Origin of the sequence: Arthrobacter sp. OAP107 (assembly GCF_040546765.1) — a bacterium.
Classification (GTDB): domain Bacteria; phylum Actinomycetota; class Actinomycetes; order Actinomycetales; family Micrococcaceae; genus Arthrobacter.
The window spans coordinates 1,937,030-1,953,482 of sequence record NZ_JBEPOK010000001.1; the positions used below are offsets into that span (position 1 = coordinate 1,937,030).

Here is a 16,453-nt window from a genome sequence, read left to right on the forward strand (position 1 = left end):
GAAAGCCCGTAAACTGGACTGCGGATGGGTTGACCAGGCGGCCGCGCGCCACGCAAGTGGCTCGAGGAACGTCCGGGCTCCGCAGGGCAGGGTGGTGGGTAACGCCCACTCGGGGTAACCCGCAGGCCAGTGCCACAGAAAACAGACCGCCTGCGTCGCGCCGATTTGAAAGCGGCACGAAGCAGGTAAGGGTGAAACGGTGGTGTAAGAGACCACCAGCTTCCCGGGTGACCGGGAAGGCTAGGTAAACCCCACCCGGAGCAAGGCCAGACAGGACACGTTTGAGGGCTGCCCGCCCGAGTGTCCGGGTAGGCCGCTGGAGGGCGTCGGCAACGGCGCTCGTAGATGGATGGCCGCTACTCCCGCACCGGCAACGGTGCGGGAGCACAGAACCCGGCGTATCGGTCAACCCATCCACTCAAGCAGGACACGGCCGCCAGGATCGGGATGGGAGGATCAACCTCACGCCCTGTACGCGGTGTGAGTGATTTCACGGGCTCCCGGCACTTTCCGGTCCCCGCGCCGCCCTAGAATGGATGGTGAACGTAGAGGTTCTACCGCCGGATCTGCGTTCGCAGCCGGCGGTTTTTCTTTGCACGGTCAACGGCATCCGGGGTGGACCGAAACCCTGCCGGTGCCAGCTTGCCCTGGATAACTTCCAGTGGCCGCCATCCGGTTTACGAGGACGTAGGCCGGTTGAACCAAGGAAGGTAGTTCTGTGAGCCAGACGTCAGATTCTTGTCTTGATACGTGGATGGGCCGGGAGGCACTTGCCGAGGCCATGATCCCGGTTATCGGCCGGCTGTACCGTGAAAACAACGTGGTTACCTCCATCCACGGTCGCAGCCTGATCAACAAGTCCACCATGAACATCCTGAAGGCCCACCGTTTCGCGCGCCGGATCAGCAAGGACGAACTGCTCCTGGAGGAGACAGCTCCGCTGCTGAACATGCTGGCACAGCTGGACCTGGGTGCCGCTGCCATCGACATCGCCCGCCTGAACCAGAAGTTCAAGTCCGACGGCGCGGGCATGGCTTTGGAGGAATTCCTCCGTGCAGAGCTGGCCGAGATCGTGGGCAAGCGCGGCGCTGACGACCGCACCAGCACCGACGTCGTGCTTTACGGCTTCGGCCGGATCGGCCGGCTCCTGGCCCGCCTCCTCATCGAAAAGGCCGGCGGCGGCCACGGCCTGCGCCTGCGCGCCATCGTGGTCCGGCGCGGTTCCGACAATGACCTGGCCAAGCGTGCCAGCCTGCTGCGCCGCGACTCCGTGCACGGCTCCTTCGAGGGAACCATCCGCGTTGACACCGAAGCCAACACCATCACGGCCAACGGCGTCCAGATCCAGGTCATCTACTCGGACAACCCCGCCACCATCGACTACACCGCCTACGGGATCAACAACGCCCTCGTGGTGGACAACACCGGCCGCTGGCGCGATGCCGAAGGCCTCGGCCAGCACCTGCTGAGCAAGGGCGTGGCCAAGGTCCTGCTGACCGCACCGGGCAAGGGCGAGCTGAAGAACATCGTCCACGGCATCAACCATGGCGACATCACTGATTCGGACCGGATCGTGACGGCGGCTTCCTGCACCACCAACGCCATCACCCCGGTCCTGAAGGCCCTCAACGACAAGTACGGCGTCATCCACGGCCACGTGGAGACCGTGCACTCGTTCACGAACGACCAGAACCTGATCGACAACTTCCACAAGGGCGACCGGCGCGGACGTTCCGCCGCGCTGAACATGGTGATCACCGAAACCGGCGCCGCCAAGGCCGTCGCCAAGGCACTGCCCGAACTGCAGGGCAAGCTCTCCGGCAGTTCCATCCGGGTCCCCACCCCGGACGTGTCCCTGGCCGTCCTGAACCTCAACCTGGAAAAGGGAACCACCAAGGACGAGGTCAACGACTACCTGCGCGAGATGTCGCTGCACTCGGAGCTGCGCAAGCAGATCGACTACATCGACTCGCCCGAGGTTGTTTCCACCGACTTCGTCGGCTCCCGCCGTGCCGGCATCGTTGACGGCCTCGCCACCATCTCCAACGACAAGAACCTGGTTGTTTACGTCTGGTACGACAACGAGTTCGGCTACAGCTGCCAGGTGGTCCGCGTCATGGAGGAAATGGCAGGGGTCAACCCGCCTGCCTTCCCTGCCAAGGACTCCGAAAAGGACGCCGCCCCGGTCCTGGCCGTGGCAGCCCCGGCCTAAACCGCAGCGTTCCGTCAGCCCCGCCGGCACACCTGTGCCGGCGGGGCTGACCCGTTCCCGGGAAGTTCGCGGGCAATTCTCTGGAATCAGCCGGGAAACGGGCACAAACTTGTGTCATGGAACAGAACCCGACACTTCAGCATGAGACAACCCTGGAACATGCCCTCGACGTTGCAAAGGCGAACCAGAAAGAAGCCCAGAGGCTTCTGGACCAGGCGCGCGCCGCGCATGCGGCAGGGGACATCGGCGACGAGAGGGTAGGCCAGCTGGAGCGGCTGCTTGACCTCGCCAACACGGATCTCCATCGGGTTATGCGGGAGCAGTAAGCCACCCGCCCTCCACAGGGCACCTGTCCTCCACACTGTGGATACCCGCATCCCGCCGGGTTGTTACACCTAAGCTTCTGGATGTGTACCCATATCCTGCCCGAGACTCCCGGGACGCCCGGCGCACGGGAGTGCCTGCATGAGCGTCAACTGGGCCGGCTACCGGAATGCCCGCCGGCGCTCCCGGCAGGCCGGGGGGGTGCTCGGTGTGGCTGCGGTATCGGTGGTGACGGGCACCGTGTGGTTTTTTACGGCGGGCCAGTTCCTCGCCGCCGAGCCTGCGGTGTCCGGACCCAGCGAGGCGCCGGTGTTCGATGCCGCCTGGATGAAGCCGGTGACGCCTCCGTACCCGGTCCCGCTGGGCGGCGCGGCCGCCGCACTGGAAGCCCTGCCTGTGAAGGGCAGGGCATCCGGCGGCGACTACGACCGGTCGGCGTTCGGCCAGGCCTGGCAGGACGCCGACCACAACGGCTGCGACACGCGCAACGACATCCTGCGCCGGGACCTTCACGACGTTGCTTTCACCAAGGGATCAAAGTGCAAGGTTGCCGCCGGCACCATGCATGAGCCGTACGTGGGTCTGGTGGTGAGGTTTGTCCGCGGAGCAGAGTCCAGCAAGGACGTGCAGATCGACCACGTCGTCGCGCTGGGTGATGCCTGGCAGAAGGGTGCCCAGCAGTTGACTGCGCAAGCCCGGCAGAACCTTGCCAACGATCCGCTCAACCTCATTGCCGCGGACGGTGACGCCAACCAGGGGAAAAGCGCGTCGGACGCCGCCGCCTGGCTGCCGAAGAACAAGGCGCTCCGGTGCCACTATGTGGCGCGGCAGGTTTCGGTGAAGGCAGCGTACGGCCTCTGGGTCACCCAGCCGGAGAAGGACGCCATGGCCCGCGTGCTGGAGTCATGCCCGGAGCAGCAGACGGTGGTGCCCCGGTAGGGCAGCGGCGGCTGGCGCGGCAGAAGCCGCGCCGGTGTCAGTGGCCGAACGGGTCCGGGTCAACGCCCGGCATCCAGGTCAGGCCCGGGACGCCCCAGCCGCTCTTCTTGGCCTGCTTCATCGCCTTGCGGGCATACCTGTCGATGAGACGGTTGACGTAGAGCTTGCCGTCCAGGTGGTCGTATTCGTGCTGGATGATGCGGGCGAACCAGCCGGTCGCCTCGAAATCCACCGGGTTTCCGTGCCCGTCAAAGCCCTGCACCCGCACCCATTCGGCGCGCTTGAGGGGATACTGCTCGCCGGGGAAGGAAAGGCAGCCCTCCACTTCCTCGTCCGGATCCGGCAGTGCCCCGGACACCTTGGAGAGGGTCAGCACTGGGTTGACCACCGCGCCGGCCGGGGGAGCACCGTCCTCGTTCTCGTACTTGTAGACGAAGATCCGCTTGCCCACGCCGATCTGCGGCGCCGCCAGTCCGACGCCGTTCGCCTTGTCGTTCGTTTCGAACATGTCGGCAATCAGCTGGCGAAGCCCGTCGTCGAACTCCTCCACTTCGGCAGCCCGGCGGTGCAGCACCGGCTCACCCCAGATGGTGATGGGCAGAACGGTCATGTCAGGGGATTCCTTCGGCGCTTTGCCGGACGGGAGCCGGCAGGGGTGAAAACCAACAAAGGCCGCACCGGATAACCGGTACGGCCTTTGTTGCTGGCCGGCAGTAAACTGCCGTCCTCGGTGCGGGTGAGCGACGGGGGTTGAACCCGCGACCTCCTGGACCACAACCAGGCGCTCTGCCAACTGAGCTACGCCCACCATGTGCCCTGCGGACTGTCCGGTTTCCCGGCCTTCCGAAAAGGCAACGACAAATAGCTTACCTGCTGTTGGGGGATGCTTTTGCCACTTTTGGCTTTTTCGGCAAAATTTTCCTCAAACGTGGCGCAGATTACTTTCCGGACTGCTGCGCAGCGGGCGGCGTAGCAGTTTCCGCGGCCTGCTGGTCGACAGCGGAGGGCAGCTCGACAGCGGAGGGCGACGCCGAGATGCGCTGCGAGATCTTCTGGGCCGTGGCACTGTCCGGTCCGGGGGCTGGCACGAAGACAGCTTCCCGGTAGTACCGGAGTTCGTCGATGGAATCCTTGATGTCCCCGAGGGCACGGTGTCCGCCGTGCTTGGCCGGCGCCTGGAAGTAGGCGCGCGCATACCAGCGCCGGGCAAGTTCCTTGATGGTGCTGACGTCGATGATGCGGTAGTGCAGGTGCTCCACCACCGAGGGCATGTCCCGGGCAAGGAAGACCCGGTCCGTTCCCACCGAGTTGCCGGCGAGGGGCGCCTTGCGGGGGTCTGGAACCCACTTGCGGATGTAGTCCAGCACCAGGGCTTCGGCTTCCGCCATGGTTTTGCCGGCCGGAAGCTCGTTCAGCAGGCCTGACCGGGTGTGCATGTCCCGGACGAAGTCGTTCATCTGCGCGAGGGCGGCGTCGTCAGGCTTGATGACCACGTCCACCCCGTCGCCGAGGACGTTGAGTTCGGAGTCGGTCACCAGGGCCGCAACCTCGATGAGGGCGTCGTTGACGCTGTCCAGGCCGGTCATTTCGCAGTCGATCCAGACGATGCGTTCATTAGTAATAGGCACCCGTTCAGCCTACCGTTTAGCCCCGCGCAAGCCTTGGAGAGGCGCTCCGGTGCTAATATTTCGGGTACGTGGCAACGCCTCATTGCGGCGGCCGCGTCCCCGGCGTCGCCCAAATTGGCCGGCGCCGCCCAATTTGGCTGGCTGCCCAATTCGGCCGGCCGCTCAGCTTGGCTGCAGATGGGGCAGCACGCCCAAAAGAGACATGCCTAGATGGCTAGGCGCAGAAGAGATTGGACGATCCTGAGATGACGGCGCCTGTGCCTGCGATAGGGGAAACGGCCACCGGCACTTCCACGGACCTGGCCCGGCTGGAGGTGGAGAACCCGCGCTCACCGATTCTCTCCGGTTTCATCGGTTCCATGTTCCTGCTCATCGGATCGCTCGGCGTCGGCTGGCTGGCGCCGGTTTCGGAGCTGCGGCGGATGCCCCTGTTCATCTGGATGCGCACCGAGGCGTTCGGCGTCGGGCTGTCCATCGTGCTGCTTGCGGTGGGCGGCATGCTGCTGGTCCGGGCCTGGCTCAGGCTAGGACAGCACGTGCACGTGTGGGGCAGGGAAGCCCGCAAGGCCACGCTCCAGGCCGTTGTCGCGTGGGGCCTTCCGATGATGTTCACCGTCCCGTTGTTCAGCCGGGACGTCTACGCCTACATCGGCCAGGGCAGGCTGATGGTGGAGGGCTTCAACCCGTACGAGAACGGCATCTCGGCGCTGTCCAACTACTTCCAGCTGGGCGCGGACAAGATGTGGACCGAGGCCCCGGTTCCCTATGGCCAGGTGTTTTTGTGGATCGAGCAGTTCGTGGTCTGGTCCACTAACGTCCAGCCGGAAGCCAGCATCATGCTGTTCAGGCTGGCCGCGCTGGCGGGCGTGGTGCTCTGCATCATCTACGTCCCAAAGCTCGCCGAGCTGCACGGGGTCAATCCGCATCGTGCCCTCTGGCTGACGGCGGCGAATCCGCTCTTCCTGACCAACTTCATCGCCAGCGTCCACAACGATTCACTCATGATTGGGCTGGCCCTCGCGGGCCTCTACTACTGCGCCACGCGGCGGGTCATCCTGGGCATCGTCCTCGTCACGGCCTCCATCGCGGTGAAGCCGATCACCGTGGTGTTCCTTCCGTTCATCGGTCTGCTCTGGGCCGGCAAGAGGGCCAGCTGGCCCAGGAAGTTCGTGTTCTGGGGCCTCACCGCCGGAATCAGTTTTGCCCTGCTTTATGCCATGAGCCTGGTGAACGGCTTCGGGTTCGGCTGGATCAACGGCCTCTCCGCGCCGGGCAGCGTGTGGATCTGGTACGCCCCCGTGGGGCTGCTTGGCCTGGTGGTCGCGTCCATCGCCAACGCGTTCAGCCTGGACGGCTGGGGTCTGGCCAAATGGGTTTACGACGCCGGCAAGCTCCTCGCCGTGGGCATCGTCGCCTGGCAGATCTTCCGCGGCGAACACGACCGTCTTATGCGCCGCCTGACGCTGGCCTTCGCCGCTGTTGTGGTGCTGGCGCCCATGATCCAGTCCTGGTACGTGGTGTGGCTGATTCCGTTGTTCGCCGTCACGGGCATCCGTGACGACTGGCAGGTCAAGGCGCTCTACTTCATCGTCTCGTTCTTCATGGTCTATGCCATCTCCGACCAGCTCGAAGTCTTCCCCTACCTCCAGACCGACGATCTGGGCCTGGCACTGGCGCTTGCCCGCAATGCGGCCGCCATCATCGCCCTGCTGTTTGCGCTGTACCTGATCTTCCTGGACCGCAGCACCAAGCTGCTGTTCAGCAAGGCGGACCAGCCCGTCACCACGCGCCCGGTCATCTGACCTCCGGGTTCATCCTGCCTCGAGGTTTTTCAGGGCTTCCCTGCGCGAGAGCGGACTGAGGTACGGCCCGTTCCGTGCCACGAACTCCAGGACCCATGCCGGGTTGGATTTGGCGTACTCACGCAACGCCCACCCGATGGCCTTGCGGATGAAGAATTCCTTGTCGGCCATGTTCGCCTCGATAACCGCAGTGAGCAGAGCCGTGTCCGTCTGGACTTTGGCGCCCAGCTGGGCCGTAATCGATGCCCGCCGGATCCAGAAGTCCAGGTCGGCACTCCACCGGAGCAGTACGCGTGTCAGTTCCGCCCGGTGGGCCTTGAGCAGTGCGCCGATCCGGTGGGCCACCCCGTCCACATAGTCCCAGGACGAGCCCGTTCGAATGACCTCCTCATACACCGGAAGCATCTGCAGGTCTCCGGCCACGCTCCGCAACCCGGTCAGCTCAATCGCCGCGTGGCGTTCCACTCGGCGGCCGCTGTGGTCCGCCATCATCCTCCTGGGTAGGGTCCGCCATGGCAGTCTTCCCTGGCCTCCGGGCCTTTTATTCGCCGGCCGGCTCCGTGCTCCGGCGGAGGGTCACTTCGCCCTTCACCTCCACGGTGGCGGCTGCCGTCTGGCCCGTGCCCGCACCGGGAACTGCCAGCCGTCCGATTTCCTCCAGTGGCAGGCGGACGGTGGAGAGGGTGGGGCGGAAGTCGCGCAGGGTTTCGATGTCGTCAAAACCGGCGATGGCAGCATCGCGGGGGATCCGCAAACCCTTGGAACGCAGGGCGGCGGTGGCTCCGATGGCCATGACATCGTTGACAGCGAAGATGCAGAGCCGGCTTTTGCTGCTTTCGCCGCTTTCGCCGATGCGGGCCGCGAGTTCCAGGCCAGCCTCGTAACCGCCCGTGCGGTCGAACCCGGTGTGCAGGACGTCCGCCGGCGGCAGGCCCGCGTCAGCCAGGCCCCGCTGGAATCCGCGCACCCGGTCGTCGGAGGTCAGGAGGCCCTCCGGGCCGGCGATGATGACGAACGCGCCGGCATGTGAGGCGAGTTCCCGTGCGAGTGCGGCTGCGAGTTCCTCGTTGGGAACCTCGACCACGTGATAGCCCTCGTCGGATTCGGCGCCCACCACGGCGTGGCCCACCACGCCCACGTGGCCTCCGTTGCGGCAATAGCGGTCAAGTTCGGCGGCCAGTTCGGCGTTGCCCTGCCTGTCGGCGGCCCGCGCAGACCGCGATCCCGCGATCACTATCGAGTCCGCGCGGCGCGCGGCAAAGGCTGCCACGGCCGCGCGCTCGTCGGCGGGACTGCCCGCGGTGGTGGCCAGCAAAACCATCTTGTTCTGGTGCCGGGCGGCGGCCTGGACGCCGCGGGCGATGGCCGAGAAGTAGGGGTCGGCAATGTCGTGCACGATAAGCCCGATGAGGCCTGAGCTCGACTTGGCAAGGCCCTGGGCCTGGGCGTTGGGGATGTAGCCCAGCGAGTCCGCGGCCTTCCGGACGCGCTCCGCAATGTCAGGTCCGGGGGTTCTGGCCGAGCCGTTCAGAACGCGGCTGGCCGTGGCAGGGGAGACTCCGGCCAGGCGGGCTACTTCGGTCAACGTGCTTGCAGCCACAGGCGCAACTCCTCTTCAACAGGCCCCAGCTTCGGGAAACTCGGCTGATGCTCACATTATCGCAGTTGGAAAAAAGTGTGGAAAGCGCTTGCCAGATGTGCTGCGGTTCGGCACTATGGAAGCAGCGGGAACGCGCTTTCCCGAGATGCCAGCCACCACCACTGAATGAGGACTCATGGGCTTCGAAACAAAGACGATCCGTATCGCCATGAACGGTATTACCGGCCGGATGGGCTACCGCCAGCACCTGCTGCGCTCCATCCTTCCGATCCGCGACGCCGGCGGCTTCACCATGGAGGACGGCACCAGGGTCCAGGTCGAGCCGATCCTCGTTGGCCGCAACGAAGCGAAAATCCGCGAGCTGGCCGAACTGCACAAGATTTCGGAATGGACCACCGACCTTGACGGCGTGATCAACGACCCCACCGTCGACGTTGTCTTCGACGCCTCCATGACCAGCCTGCGGGCCGCGACCCTGAAGAAGGCCATGCGGGCCGGCAAGCACATCTTCACCGAGAAGCCGACGGCGGAAACCCTGGAGGAGGCCATCGAGCTGGCCCGCATCGGCAAGGAAGCCGGTGTCACCGCCGGTGTCGTGCATGACAAGCTCTACCTGCCCGGCCTGGTCAAGCTGCGCCGCCTGGTGGATGAAGGGTTCTTTGGCCGGATCCTGTCCATCCGCGGGGAATTCGGCTACTGGGTCTTCGAGGGCGACGTGCAGGCGGCCCAGCGCCCGTCCTGGAACTACCGCAAGGAAGATGGCGGCGGAATGACCACGGACATGTTCTGCCACTGGAATTATGTCCTGGAAGGCATCATCGGCAAGGTCAAGAGCGTCAACGCCAAGACCGCCACCCACATCCCCACCCGGTGGGACGAATCCGGCACCGAGTACAAGGCAACGGCGGATGATGCCTCCTACGGCATCTTCGAGCTGCAGACCCCCGGCGGGGACGATGTCATCGGCCAGATCAACTCCTCCTGGGCCGTCCGGGTCTACCGTGACGAGCTCGTCGAGTTCCAAGTGGACGGCACCCACGGGTCCGCCGTCGCCGGCCTGAACAAATGCGTTGCCCAGCAGCGCGCGCACACGCCCAAACCTGTCTGGAACCCGGACCTGCCCGTCACCGAATCCTTCCGCAGCCAGTGGCAGGAAGTCCCGGCCAACGCCGAACTGGACAACGGCTTCAAGCTGCAGTGGGAAGAGTTCCTGCGCGACGTCGTCGCCGGCCGCGAGCACCGCTTCGGCCTGCTCTCCGCCGCCCGCGGTGTGCAGCTCGCCGAGCTCGGCCTGCAGTCCAGCGGCGAACGCCGCACCATCGACATCCCGGAGATCACGCTCTGATGACGTCACTGATCCTTCCCACGTCCGACGGCGGCACGCGGGAGTACCGGCTCCGTTCCGCCACGACCTGGGCCAGGCCGACGGCACCGCTGACAGCGCGCCGGGCCTACGCGGCCGCCCACGTCATCCCCGAGGTCACCGCCGACAACACCCCCGGCGCCCCGGCCCGTCTCGACTGGGAGGCCACCCTGGGCTACCGGCACGAGCTGTGGTCCTACGGGCTGGGGGTAGCCGACGCGATGGACACCGCCCAGCGCGGCATGGGCCTGGACTGGGCCGCCACCCAGCAGCTGATCAAGCGCACCGGTGCTGAGGCGGCCTCCGTGGTCTCCGCCGGCGGGACGGCTACGGCCGGCATGACGGTCCGGGACCTCGTGTCCTGCGGTGCCGGCACCGACCAGCTGGACCTCGCCATGATGCCGTCCGGCGACGCCGGCCTACAGGCCGTCCTGGCCGCCTACCGCGAGCAGGCCGCCGTCGTCAGCGAGGCCGGACCCAAGGTGATCCTCATGGCCTCCAGGGCGCTTGCCCGGGTGGCGTCCGGCCCCGACGACTACCTGAAGGTCTACTCCACGCTGCTGCAGGAGGCCGACCAACCCGTCATCCTGCACTGGCTCGGCACCATGTTCGATCCCGCACTGGCCGGCTACTGGGGCTCGGACAGCGTCTCCGCCGCCACCGAGACGTTCCTCGCCCTCATCCGCGAGCACGCGGACAAGGTGGACGGCGTCAAGGTCTCCCTGCTGGACGCTTCGCACGAAATCGCGCTGCGTGCGGCGCTTCCCGAGGGGGTCCGTCTCTACACCGGCGACGATTTCAACTACCCGGAACTGATCGACGGCGACGGCACACTCCAATCGGATGCCCTGCTGGGCATCTTTGCGGCAATCTATCCGGCTGCGTCCGCGGCATTGCAGAGCTACGACGCCGGAGACGCCGCCAAAGCGCGTGCCATCCTGGATTCCACCCGGGAACTGGGCAGGCACATCTTCAGCGCCCCCACGTTCTACTACAAGACCGGGATCGCCTTCCTGTCCTGGCTCAACGGCAAGCAGCCGGGCTTCCAAATGGTGGGCGGGCTGCACTCGGGCCGTTCCGTGGTGCACCTGGCCAAGACCTTCGAACTGGCCGACGAAGCCGGGCTGCTGAAGGATCCCGCCCTCGCAGCGTTCCGAATGTCCGATTTCCTTCGCATCAACGGAGTGGGAGTATGACCTTCAATTCGGAGCCGTCCACCTTTTCACGGCTTTCCCTCAACAGTGCCACCACCAAGAAATGGACGCTCGCCGAGGCTGTTGACGGGTGCGCCCGTGCCGGCATCCCCGCAATCGGGCCTTGGCGGGACATCATCGCCGAGACCGGGCTGGACAAGGCCGCGAAACTGATCAAGGACGCCGGACTCCGGGTGTCCTCGCTGTGCCGCGGCGGCTTCCTCACGGCCCCGGATGCCGACGGCCAAGCGGCAGCGCTCGCGGACAACCGGGCCGCGATCCTGGAGGCCGTTGCGTTGGATACCCGGGAACTCTTCCTCGTGGTCGGGGGCCTGGCGACGGGGGAGAAGGACGTCGTGGCTGCCCGCCAGCGGGTGGCCGACCGGCTCGACGACCTCGTCCCGTTCGCCGTCGAGCACGGAGTCCGGCTGGTGCTGGAGCCACTGCACCCCATGTATGCCGCTGACCGCGCCCTCATCTCCACGCTGGGCCAGGCCCTGGACCTGGCGGCACCGCATGACGCCCGGGCGGTGGGGGTCGCCGTCGACACCTTCCACGTCTGGTGGGACCCGGAGCTGAAAGCCCAGATCGGGCGTGCAGGCCGGGAGAACCGGATCGCCTCCTACCAGGTGTGCGACTTCAACCTGCCGATCGCGGCGGACGCGCTGCTCTCCCGCGGCATGATGGGAGACGGCGTTATCGATTTCGCGACGATCGGCACCTGGGTCCGCGAGGCCGGCTACACCGGCGACATTGAGGTGGAAATCTTCAACCAGGAGATTTGGGACGCCGACGGCGACTCCGTGCTGGCCGCTATGAAGGACCGCTACGCGGAGTTGGTGCAGCCCTTCGCCTGACATGACGAAATTTTGCCGGAGCAAAGGTCCGGTCCCGAGCGTGGGACCGGACCTCGCCCTGTCTGGCCCCGGCTGCCTCCGTGCCCTTACTTCGCTGCGGTTCGGCGGGTAGGGTGGCGCCAGGAGGGGACGCCATGGACAAACAATTCAGGGACGCCGAGGCGAACATTGTTGTCGCCGCACCACCCGAGCGGGTGTGGAAGGCACTGACGGATCCGGCCGACGTCAAGGAATACTTCCTCGGCACGCACGTGACCTCCTCCTGGCGGGAGGGTGACCCTGTGACTTTCGAGGGGGAGTGGCAAGGCAAGTCGTACTAGGACAGGGGGACGGTTCTGGAGGCGCGCCCCAACGAGCTCTTGCGCATCACCCACTACAGCCCCCTGTCGGGACTGCCCGACGAGCCGGGCAACTACCACACCGTGGAATACGGGCTGGAACCCGTGGCGGAGGGTACCCGGGTCAGCATCATCCAGGGCAACAACAGGAGCGACGACGAGGCCGCGGAGTCGGAAAAACTTTGGAGCAAGGTGCTTGGCAACCTCAAGGGGTACCTGGAGGGCTGACCGTGTCGACTGCCGCCTGCGGCTTTACCGCTTTCGGCCGGCCTGCACCCTGCGCCGGTGGGCCGCAGCGCGCAGCTGGATGATCCTCGCGGCGCCGGACACGGCCACGAGGACACCGCCACCCACTGCGGCGATGAAGAGGGACATCCCGAGCGAGACCGCCCCTTCGAGGCCGAAGAACTTCACCTGGACGAGTTCCTGGTTCTGCAGGATGAAGATGATCAGCAGCACCAGTACCACCAGGGCCGAGGCCACGGCTACCCAGATCATTCCGGCGCGCGTGACGCGCCGTTCGGGCTCCGCCACGCCGGGCTGCGGTGATGTGGTCCCGTCGTAGCCCGGGATGGCGGCCGCGCCGGGGTGGCGACCCGCCGCGCCGGTATCTGTGCCCGCTCCCGCCGGCGCGGGTTCCGGGGGCACTGCGGGGCCCGGCTGGCCTGCCGCCGCGGGGCTCGGGGGCCGGGGCGTCTCAGGAGTGGCGGGGTTCTCGCCCGACTGGCTGTGCGGCATGCCGGTGTTCCTTCCTCGGCTGTTGGTCCAGGTTGGCCGGCCTGTGCGGATGTCCGGCGCCTAGTCCGATCATAAGCACAGTCAGGCCGCAATAGTAAGCATGCTTGGCATTTGCCGAAGGGGCAAAGAGAAACACCCCGGTCCGAAGACCGGGGTGTCAATGTGCGCCCCAGGAGGGAATCGAACCCCCGACCGGCGGATTAGAAGGCCGCTGCTCTATCCCCTGAGCTACTGGGGCAATGGCTGGCCGGCACATTGCTGGCGCCTAAAAAGTCTACATTGACTTGCGCGCCACCGCCGTCAGGCACCCGGCTGTTTCACCTGCGCGTTCTCAGCCCCGTCGTCCGGTTTTCCACATACGGAACTTCGCCTCTCGCTGTCCGTCTGCTGCCGGTTGATGCTTGAAATGCCTGCTAGGGCATGACACTTCGAGACAGGACACCAAGATGACCGACACCATTACCGTCCGAGGCTTCGTTGCCACGGAGATCCGCAGTTCCACCACTCCCGGAGGGGTTCCCACCGCCTCATTCCGCCTCGGTTCAGCCGAACGCCGGTTCGACAAGGCCGCCAACGCCTGGGTGGACGGCAACATCAACTGGTTCACCGTCCAGGGATACCGGCAGCTTGCCGGAAACATGGGCTGCAGCATCAAGAAGGGCCAGCGCGTCATCATCGTGGGCAAGCTGAAGATGCGCAGCTGGGAGAAGGAGGGCCGCGTCTACCACGATGCCGAGATCGACGCGGATGCCGTGGGCCACGACCTCAAGTGGGGCACCGCCAACTTCATCCGCAGTTCCGGCAGCCCGCAGGCCGCTGACGGATTTGGTCCCGCGAACGGCGACCGCGGCACTCCCGGCCCCTCAGGGCCGGGCGACGACGGTGCTGATGATGACCGGTTGGATGATGACGAAGCCGATGAGGATGCGGCCGCGGCAGGAATCTTCGTCGATGACGCCGGCGACGAGCTGGCGCTCGATCCCGAAACGGGAGAGCTTACCGGAGCCGCTGCCTGAACGCCGGTGGGCGTGCGGCGCCGCACCCCCTGGCGGTGCCGCATGGCAGAATGGCAGCGTGATGCGAGCGATGATAGTCCGTCGGAACGGGACGTTCCGCGGCAATGCGACCGGTGCCCGGGAAAACGCCACGAGTGTTGCCGGACGGCTCGCGCTGGCGGTTGTGGTGTTGTCGGCGCTCGCCGCCTGCACGGCGACAGGAGACCCGGCGACCGTGAACCAGACGGCGGACACACAAGCCGCCGGAGAACAGGCGGCCACGCAGCCAGCCGGTGCAGCATCAGCTTCAGCGTCGGCCAAACCTTCGGCAACTGCGGCGGCCACCAAAGCTCCCGCCGGGGCCACGGCCGCGCTGCAGCGGACCATGACCGACGTCCTGGGACGCGTGGTGGCAGCCAACCCGAAACCTGCTACGGCTGACATCAGCGCCGCGCTCACGGCGGCAGGCGTTCCGGCGCGGAGCCTGGAGGTCTCGGCGGGTCGCACTCCCACCGGACTTGAGGTGGATTCCATGGAAGCGGCGGCGGTCCAGGCCAAGGAATGCGTGATCGGCCAGATCCGCGACGGAAAGGTGACAGTCGCCGTGCTGCCGGCGCTGTCGAACGGGAAGTGCTTCGTAGGCGCTCCGGCCTGACCCGAATGTGAGATATCCCCGCCAACCCACTAGATTTGGAACCATGGCGGAATTTATCTACACAATGACCAAGGCCCGAAAGGCTGTTGGCGAAAAACTAATTCTCGACGACGTAAGCATGTCCTTCTTCCCGGGCGCCAAGATTGGTGTTGTTGGCCCCAACGGGGCCGGTAAGTCCACCATCCTGAAAATCATGGCCGGCCTGGACACCCCCTCAAACGGCGAAGCCCGGCTGAGCCCCGGCTACAGCGTTGGCATCCTGCTGCAGGAGCCGCCGCTGAACGAGGAGAAGACCGTCCTGGGCAACGTCCAGGAAGGCGTGGGCGAGATCTACGGCAAGATCCAGCGCTTCAACGAAATCTCCGAGGAGATGGCCAGCCCGGACGCGGACTACGACGCGCTCCTCGAAGAGATGGGCCACCTGCAGGAGGCCATCGACTCCGCCGACGCGTGGGACCTTGACTCCCAGCTCGAGCAGGCCATGGACGCCCTCCGCTGCCCGCCGGCCGACGCGGATGTCACCCTGCTCTCCGGTGGTGAGCGCCGCCGCGTGGCCCTCTGCAAGCTGCTCCTGCAGAAGCCGGACCTGCTGCTGCTTGACGAGCCCACCAACCACCTCGACGCCGAGAGCGTGCTGTGGCTGGAACAGCACCTCTCCAGCTACGAGGGCGCCGTTCTCGCGGTCACCCACGACCGGTACTTCCTGGACCACGTCGCGGAATGGATCGCCGAGGTCGACCGCGGCCACCTGTACCCCTACGAAGGCAACTACTCCACCTACCTGGAGAAGAAGCGCGCCCGCCTGGAAATCCAGGGCAAGAAAGACGCCAAGCAGGCCAAGCGCCTCGCCGAGGAACTCGAATGGGTCCGCTCCAACGCCAAGGGCCGGCAGACCAAGTCCAAGGCACGTCTTGCCCGCTACGAGGAAATGGCAGCCGAGGCAGACCGCACCCGCAAGCTGGACTTCGAAGAGATCCAGATCCCGCCGGGACCGCGCCTGGGCGGGCTGGTCCTGGAAGCCAAGAACCTGCAAAAGGGCTTCGACGACCGCACCCTGATCGACGGCCTGTCCTTCTCCCTGCCGCGCAACGGCATCGTCGGCGTCATCGGCCCGAACGGTGTGGGTAAGTCCACGCTGTTCAAGACCATCGTGGGTCTCGAGCCCCTCGACGGCGGCGAGCTGAAGATCGGCGACTCGGTCAAGATCTCCTACGCCGACCAGAGCCGCGGCGGCATCGACCCCAACAAGACCCTCTGGGAGGTCGTGTCCGACGGCCTGGACTTCATCCAGGTGGGCAACGTCGAAATGCCGTCCCGCGCCTACGTTGCCGCCTTCGGCTTCAAGGGACCGGACCAGCAGAAGAAGGCAGGTGTGCTCTCCGGTGGTGAGCGCAACCGCCTGAACCTGGCGCTGACCCTCAAGCAGGGCGGAAACCTGCTCCTGCTCGACGAACCGACCAACGACCTCGACGTCGAAACCCTCAGCAGCCTGGAAAACGCGCTGCTGGAGTTCCCCGGCTGCGCCGTCGTGGTCTCCCACGACCGCTGGTTCCTGGACCGGGTGGCCACGCACATCCTCGCCTACGAAGGTGACGAGGAGAACCCGTCGAAGTGGTACTGGTTTGAGGGCAACTTTGAATCCTACGAGGAGAACAAGGTGCAGCGCCTCGGCCCCGACGCCGCCAAGCCGCACCGTGTCACGCACCGCCGCCTGACCCGCGACTAAGCGGGCCGCGACAAACCACGCGCTGAGCACGAAAAAGGCCGGCCCCGGGTCGATCTGGTGAACAGATCAAACCCGGGGCCGGC

At 66.0% G+C, this 16,453-nt stretch carries 14 protein-coding genes, 2 tRNA genes, 1 other RNA gene and 2 pseudogenes; 12 read left to right on the top strand and 7 right to left on the bottom strand.

Annotation, left to right across the window (positions count from 1 at the left end; all coding sequences use genetic code 11):
• Positions 1-25: 25 nt before the first annotated feature.
• The 4 genes from rnpB (at position 26) to ABIE00_RS09090 (ending at position 3,475) form a co-directional block, all read left to right on the top strand.
• Positions 26-417: RNase P RNA component class A (gene rnpB, locus ABIE00_RS09075), an RNA gene on the top strand.
• A 301-nt stretch (positions 418-718) separates the two neighbouring features.
• On the top strand, positions 719-2,212 hold the full coding sequence (locus ABIE00_RS09080; protein WP_354259284.1) for a glyceraldehyde-3-phosphate dehydrogenase: 1,494 nt from the start codon (positions 719-721) through the stop codon (positions 2,210-2,212).
• A 116-nt stretch (positions 2,213-2,328) separates the two neighbouring features.
• Complete coding sequence (locus ABIE00_RS09085) at positions 2,329-2,538, top strand: hypothetical protein (RefSeq protein ID WP_331573082.1); 210 nt, start codon at positions 2,329-2,331, stop codon at positions 2,536-2,538.
• A gap of 139 nt (positions 2,539-2,677) precedes the next feature.
• A complete protein-coding gene (locus ABIE00_RS09090; protein ID WP_354259287.1) occupies positions 2,678-3,475 on the top strand; it encodes an HNH endonuclease family protein in 798 nt (265 codons plus the stop codon).
• Positions 3,476-3,512: 37 nt separating this feature from the next.
• On the opposite strand, the gene def is transcribed toward ABIE00_RS09090, so the two are convergent.
• The 3 genes from def to orn all read right to left on the bottom strand — a co-directional run bounded on the left by def (position 3,513) and on the right by orn (position 5,103).
• Positions 3,513-4,085, bottom strand: a complete 573-nt coding sequence (gene def, locus ABIE00_RS09095; protein ID WP_354259290.1) for a peptide deformylase — start codon at positions 4,083-4,085, stop codon at positions 3,513-3,515.
• Positions 4,086-4,210: 125 nt separating this feature from the next.
• A tRNA-His gene (locus ABIE00_RS09100) sits at positions 4,211-4,283 on the bottom strand.
• 130 nt (positions 4,284-4,413) lie between these two features.
• Positions 4,414-5,103, bottom strand: a complete 690-nt coding sequence (orn, locus tag ABIE00_RS09105; RefSeq protein ID WP_354259293.1) for an oligoribonuclease — start codon at positions 5,101-5,103, stop codon at positions 4,414-4,416.
• A gap of 245 nt (positions 5,104-5,348) precedes the next feature.
• On the opposite strand from orn, the gene mptB reads away from it, so the two are divergent.
• Positions 5,349-6,905, top strand: coding sequence for a polyprenol phosphomannose-dependent alpha 1,6 mannosyltransferase MptB (gene mptB, locus ABIE00_RS09110; protein WP_354259296.1), 1,557 nt, complete (start codon positions 5,349-5,351; stop codon positions 6,903-6,905).
• A 9-nt stretch (positions 6,906-6,914) separates the two neighbouring features.
• On the opposite strand, the pseudogene ABIE00_RS09115 reads toward mptB, so the two are convergent.
• Positions 6,915-7,373, bottom strand: a pseudogene (locus ABIE00_RS09115) (DNA alkylation repair protein); the annotation flags it as partial.
• A 73-nt stretch (positions 7,374-7,446) separates the two neighbouring features.
• Entirely contained in the window at positions 7,447-8,505 is a 1,059-nt protein-coding gene (locus tag ABIE00_RS09120) for a LacI family DNA-binding transcriptional regulator (protein ID WP_354259299.1), read from the bottom strand.
• Between the two features lie 175 nt (positions 8,506-8,680).
• Between ABIE00_RS09120 and ABIE00_RS09125 the strand changes: the two genes are divergently transcribed.
• The 4 genes and pseudogenes from ABIE00_RS09125 (at position 8,681) to ABIE00_RS09140 (ending at position 12,484) form a co-directional block, all read left to right on the top strand.
• The gene (locus ABIE00_RS09125; RefSeq protein ID WP_354259302.1) at positions 8,681-9,850 is read left to right on the top strand and encodes a Gfo/Idh/MocA family protein; all 1,170 of its coding nucleotides are present in this window, start codon (positions 8,681-8,683) and stop codon (positions 9,848-9,850) included.
• On the top strand, positions 9,850-11,064 hold the full coding sequence (locus ABIE00_RS09130) for a dihydrodipicolinate synthase family protein (RefSeq protein ID WP_354259304.1): 1,215 nt from the start codon (positions 9,850-9,852) through the stop codon (positions 11,062-11,064). Before ABIE00_RS09125 ends, ABIE00_RS09130 begins: the two co-directional genes overlap by 1 nt.
• On the top strand, positions 11,061-11,918 hold the full coding sequence (locus ABIE00_RS09135) for a sugar phosphate isomerase/epimerase family protein (RefSeq protein ID WP_354259307.1): 858 nt from the start codon (positions 11,061-11,063) through the stop codon (positions 11,916-11,918). Before ABIE00_RS09130 ends, ABIE00_RS09135 begins: the two co-directional genes overlap by 4 nt.
• A 134-nt stretch (positions 11,919-12,052) precedes the next feature.
• A pseudogene (locus tag ABIE00_RS09140) lies at positions 12,053-12,484 on the top strand (SRPBCC family protein).
• A 24-nt stretch (positions 12,485-12,508) separates the two neighbouring features.
• On the opposite strand, the gene ABIE00_RS09145 reads toward ABIE00_RS09140, so the two are convergent.
• Positions 12,509-12,994: a LapA family protein gene (locus ABIE00_RS09145; protein WP_354259310.1), complete on the bottom strand. Its 486-nt coding sequence runs from the start codon at positions 12,992-12,994 to the stop codon at positions 12,509-12,511.
• Positions 12,995-13,159: 165 nt separating this feature from the next.
• Positions 13,160-13,232 (bottom strand) — tRNA-Arg (locus ABIE00_RS09150).
• Positions 13,233-13,440: 208 nt separating this feature from the next.
• Here ABIE00_RS09150 and ABIE00_RS09155 point away from each other — a divergent pair.
• From ABIE00_RS09155 to ettA, 3 genes are all read left to right on the top strand, one after another.
• On the top strand, positions 13,441-14,010 hold the full coding sequence (locus ABIE00_RS09155) for a single-stranded DNA-binding protein (protein WP_354259313.1): 570 nt from the start codon (positions 13,441-13,443) through the stop codon (positions 14,008-14,010).
• Between the two features lie 61 nt (positions 14,011-14,071).
• Positions 14,072-14,644 carry a DUF6993 domain-containing protein gene (locus tag ABIE00_RS09160; protein WP_354263309.1) on the top strand — a complete coding sequence of 191 codons (573 nt, stop codon included), beginning with the start codon at positions 14,072-14,074 and terminating at the stop codon, positions 14,642-14,644.
• Between the two features lie 43 nt (positions 14,645-14,687).
• Positions 14,688-16,370, top strand: a complete 1,683-nt coding sequence (gene ettA / locus ABIE00_RS09165; RefSeq protein WP_331573057.1) for an energy-dependent translational throttle protein EttA — start codon at positions 14,688-14,690, stop codon at positions 16,368-16,370.
• Positions 16,371-16,453 lie beyond the last annotated feature (83 nt).

Coding starts and splice junctions, on each gene's coding strand:
- ABIE00_RS09135 (WP_354259307.1), top strand. CDS start 11,061: ATGACCTTCAATTCGGAGCCGTCCACCTTTTCACGGCTTTCCCTCAAC.
- ettA (WP_331573057.1), top strand. CDS start 14,688: ATGGCGGAATTTATCTACACAATGACCAAGGCCCGAAAGGCTGTTGGC.
- def (WP_354259290.1), bottom strand. CDS start 4,085: ATGACCGTTCTGCCCATCACCATCTGGGGTGAGCCGGTGCTGCACCGC.
- ABIE00_RS09160 (WP_354263309.1), top strand. CDS start 14,072: ATGCGAGCGATGATAGTCCGTCGGAACGGGACGTTCCGCGGCAATGCG.
- ABIE00_RS09090 (WP_354259287.1), top strand. CDS start 2,678: ATGAGCGTCAACTGGGCCGGCTACCGGAATGCCCGCCGGCGCTCCCGG.
- ABIE00_RS09125 (WP_354259302.1), top strand. CDS start 8,681: ATGGGCTTCGAAACAAAGACGATCCGTATCGCCATGAACGGTATTACC.
- mptB (WP_354259296.1), top strand. CDS start 5,349: ATGACGGCGCCTGTGCCTGCGATAGGGGAAACGGCCACCGGCACTTCC.
- ABIE00_RS09130 (WP_354259304.1), top strand. CDS start 9,850: ATGACGTCACTGATCCTTCCCACGTCCGACGGCGGCACGCGGGAGTAC.
- ABIE00_RS09085 (WP_331573082.1), top strand. CDS start 2,329: ATGGAACAGAACCCGACACTTCAGCATGAGACAACCCTGGAACATGCC.
- ABIE00_RS09155 (WP_354259313.1), top strand. CDS start 13,441: ATGACCGACACCATTACCGTCCGAGGCTTCGTTGCCACGGAGATCCGC.
- ABIE00_RS09145 (WP_354259310.1), bottom strand. CDS start 12,994: ATGCCGCACAGCCAGTCGGGCGAGAACCCCGCCACTCCTGAGACGCCC.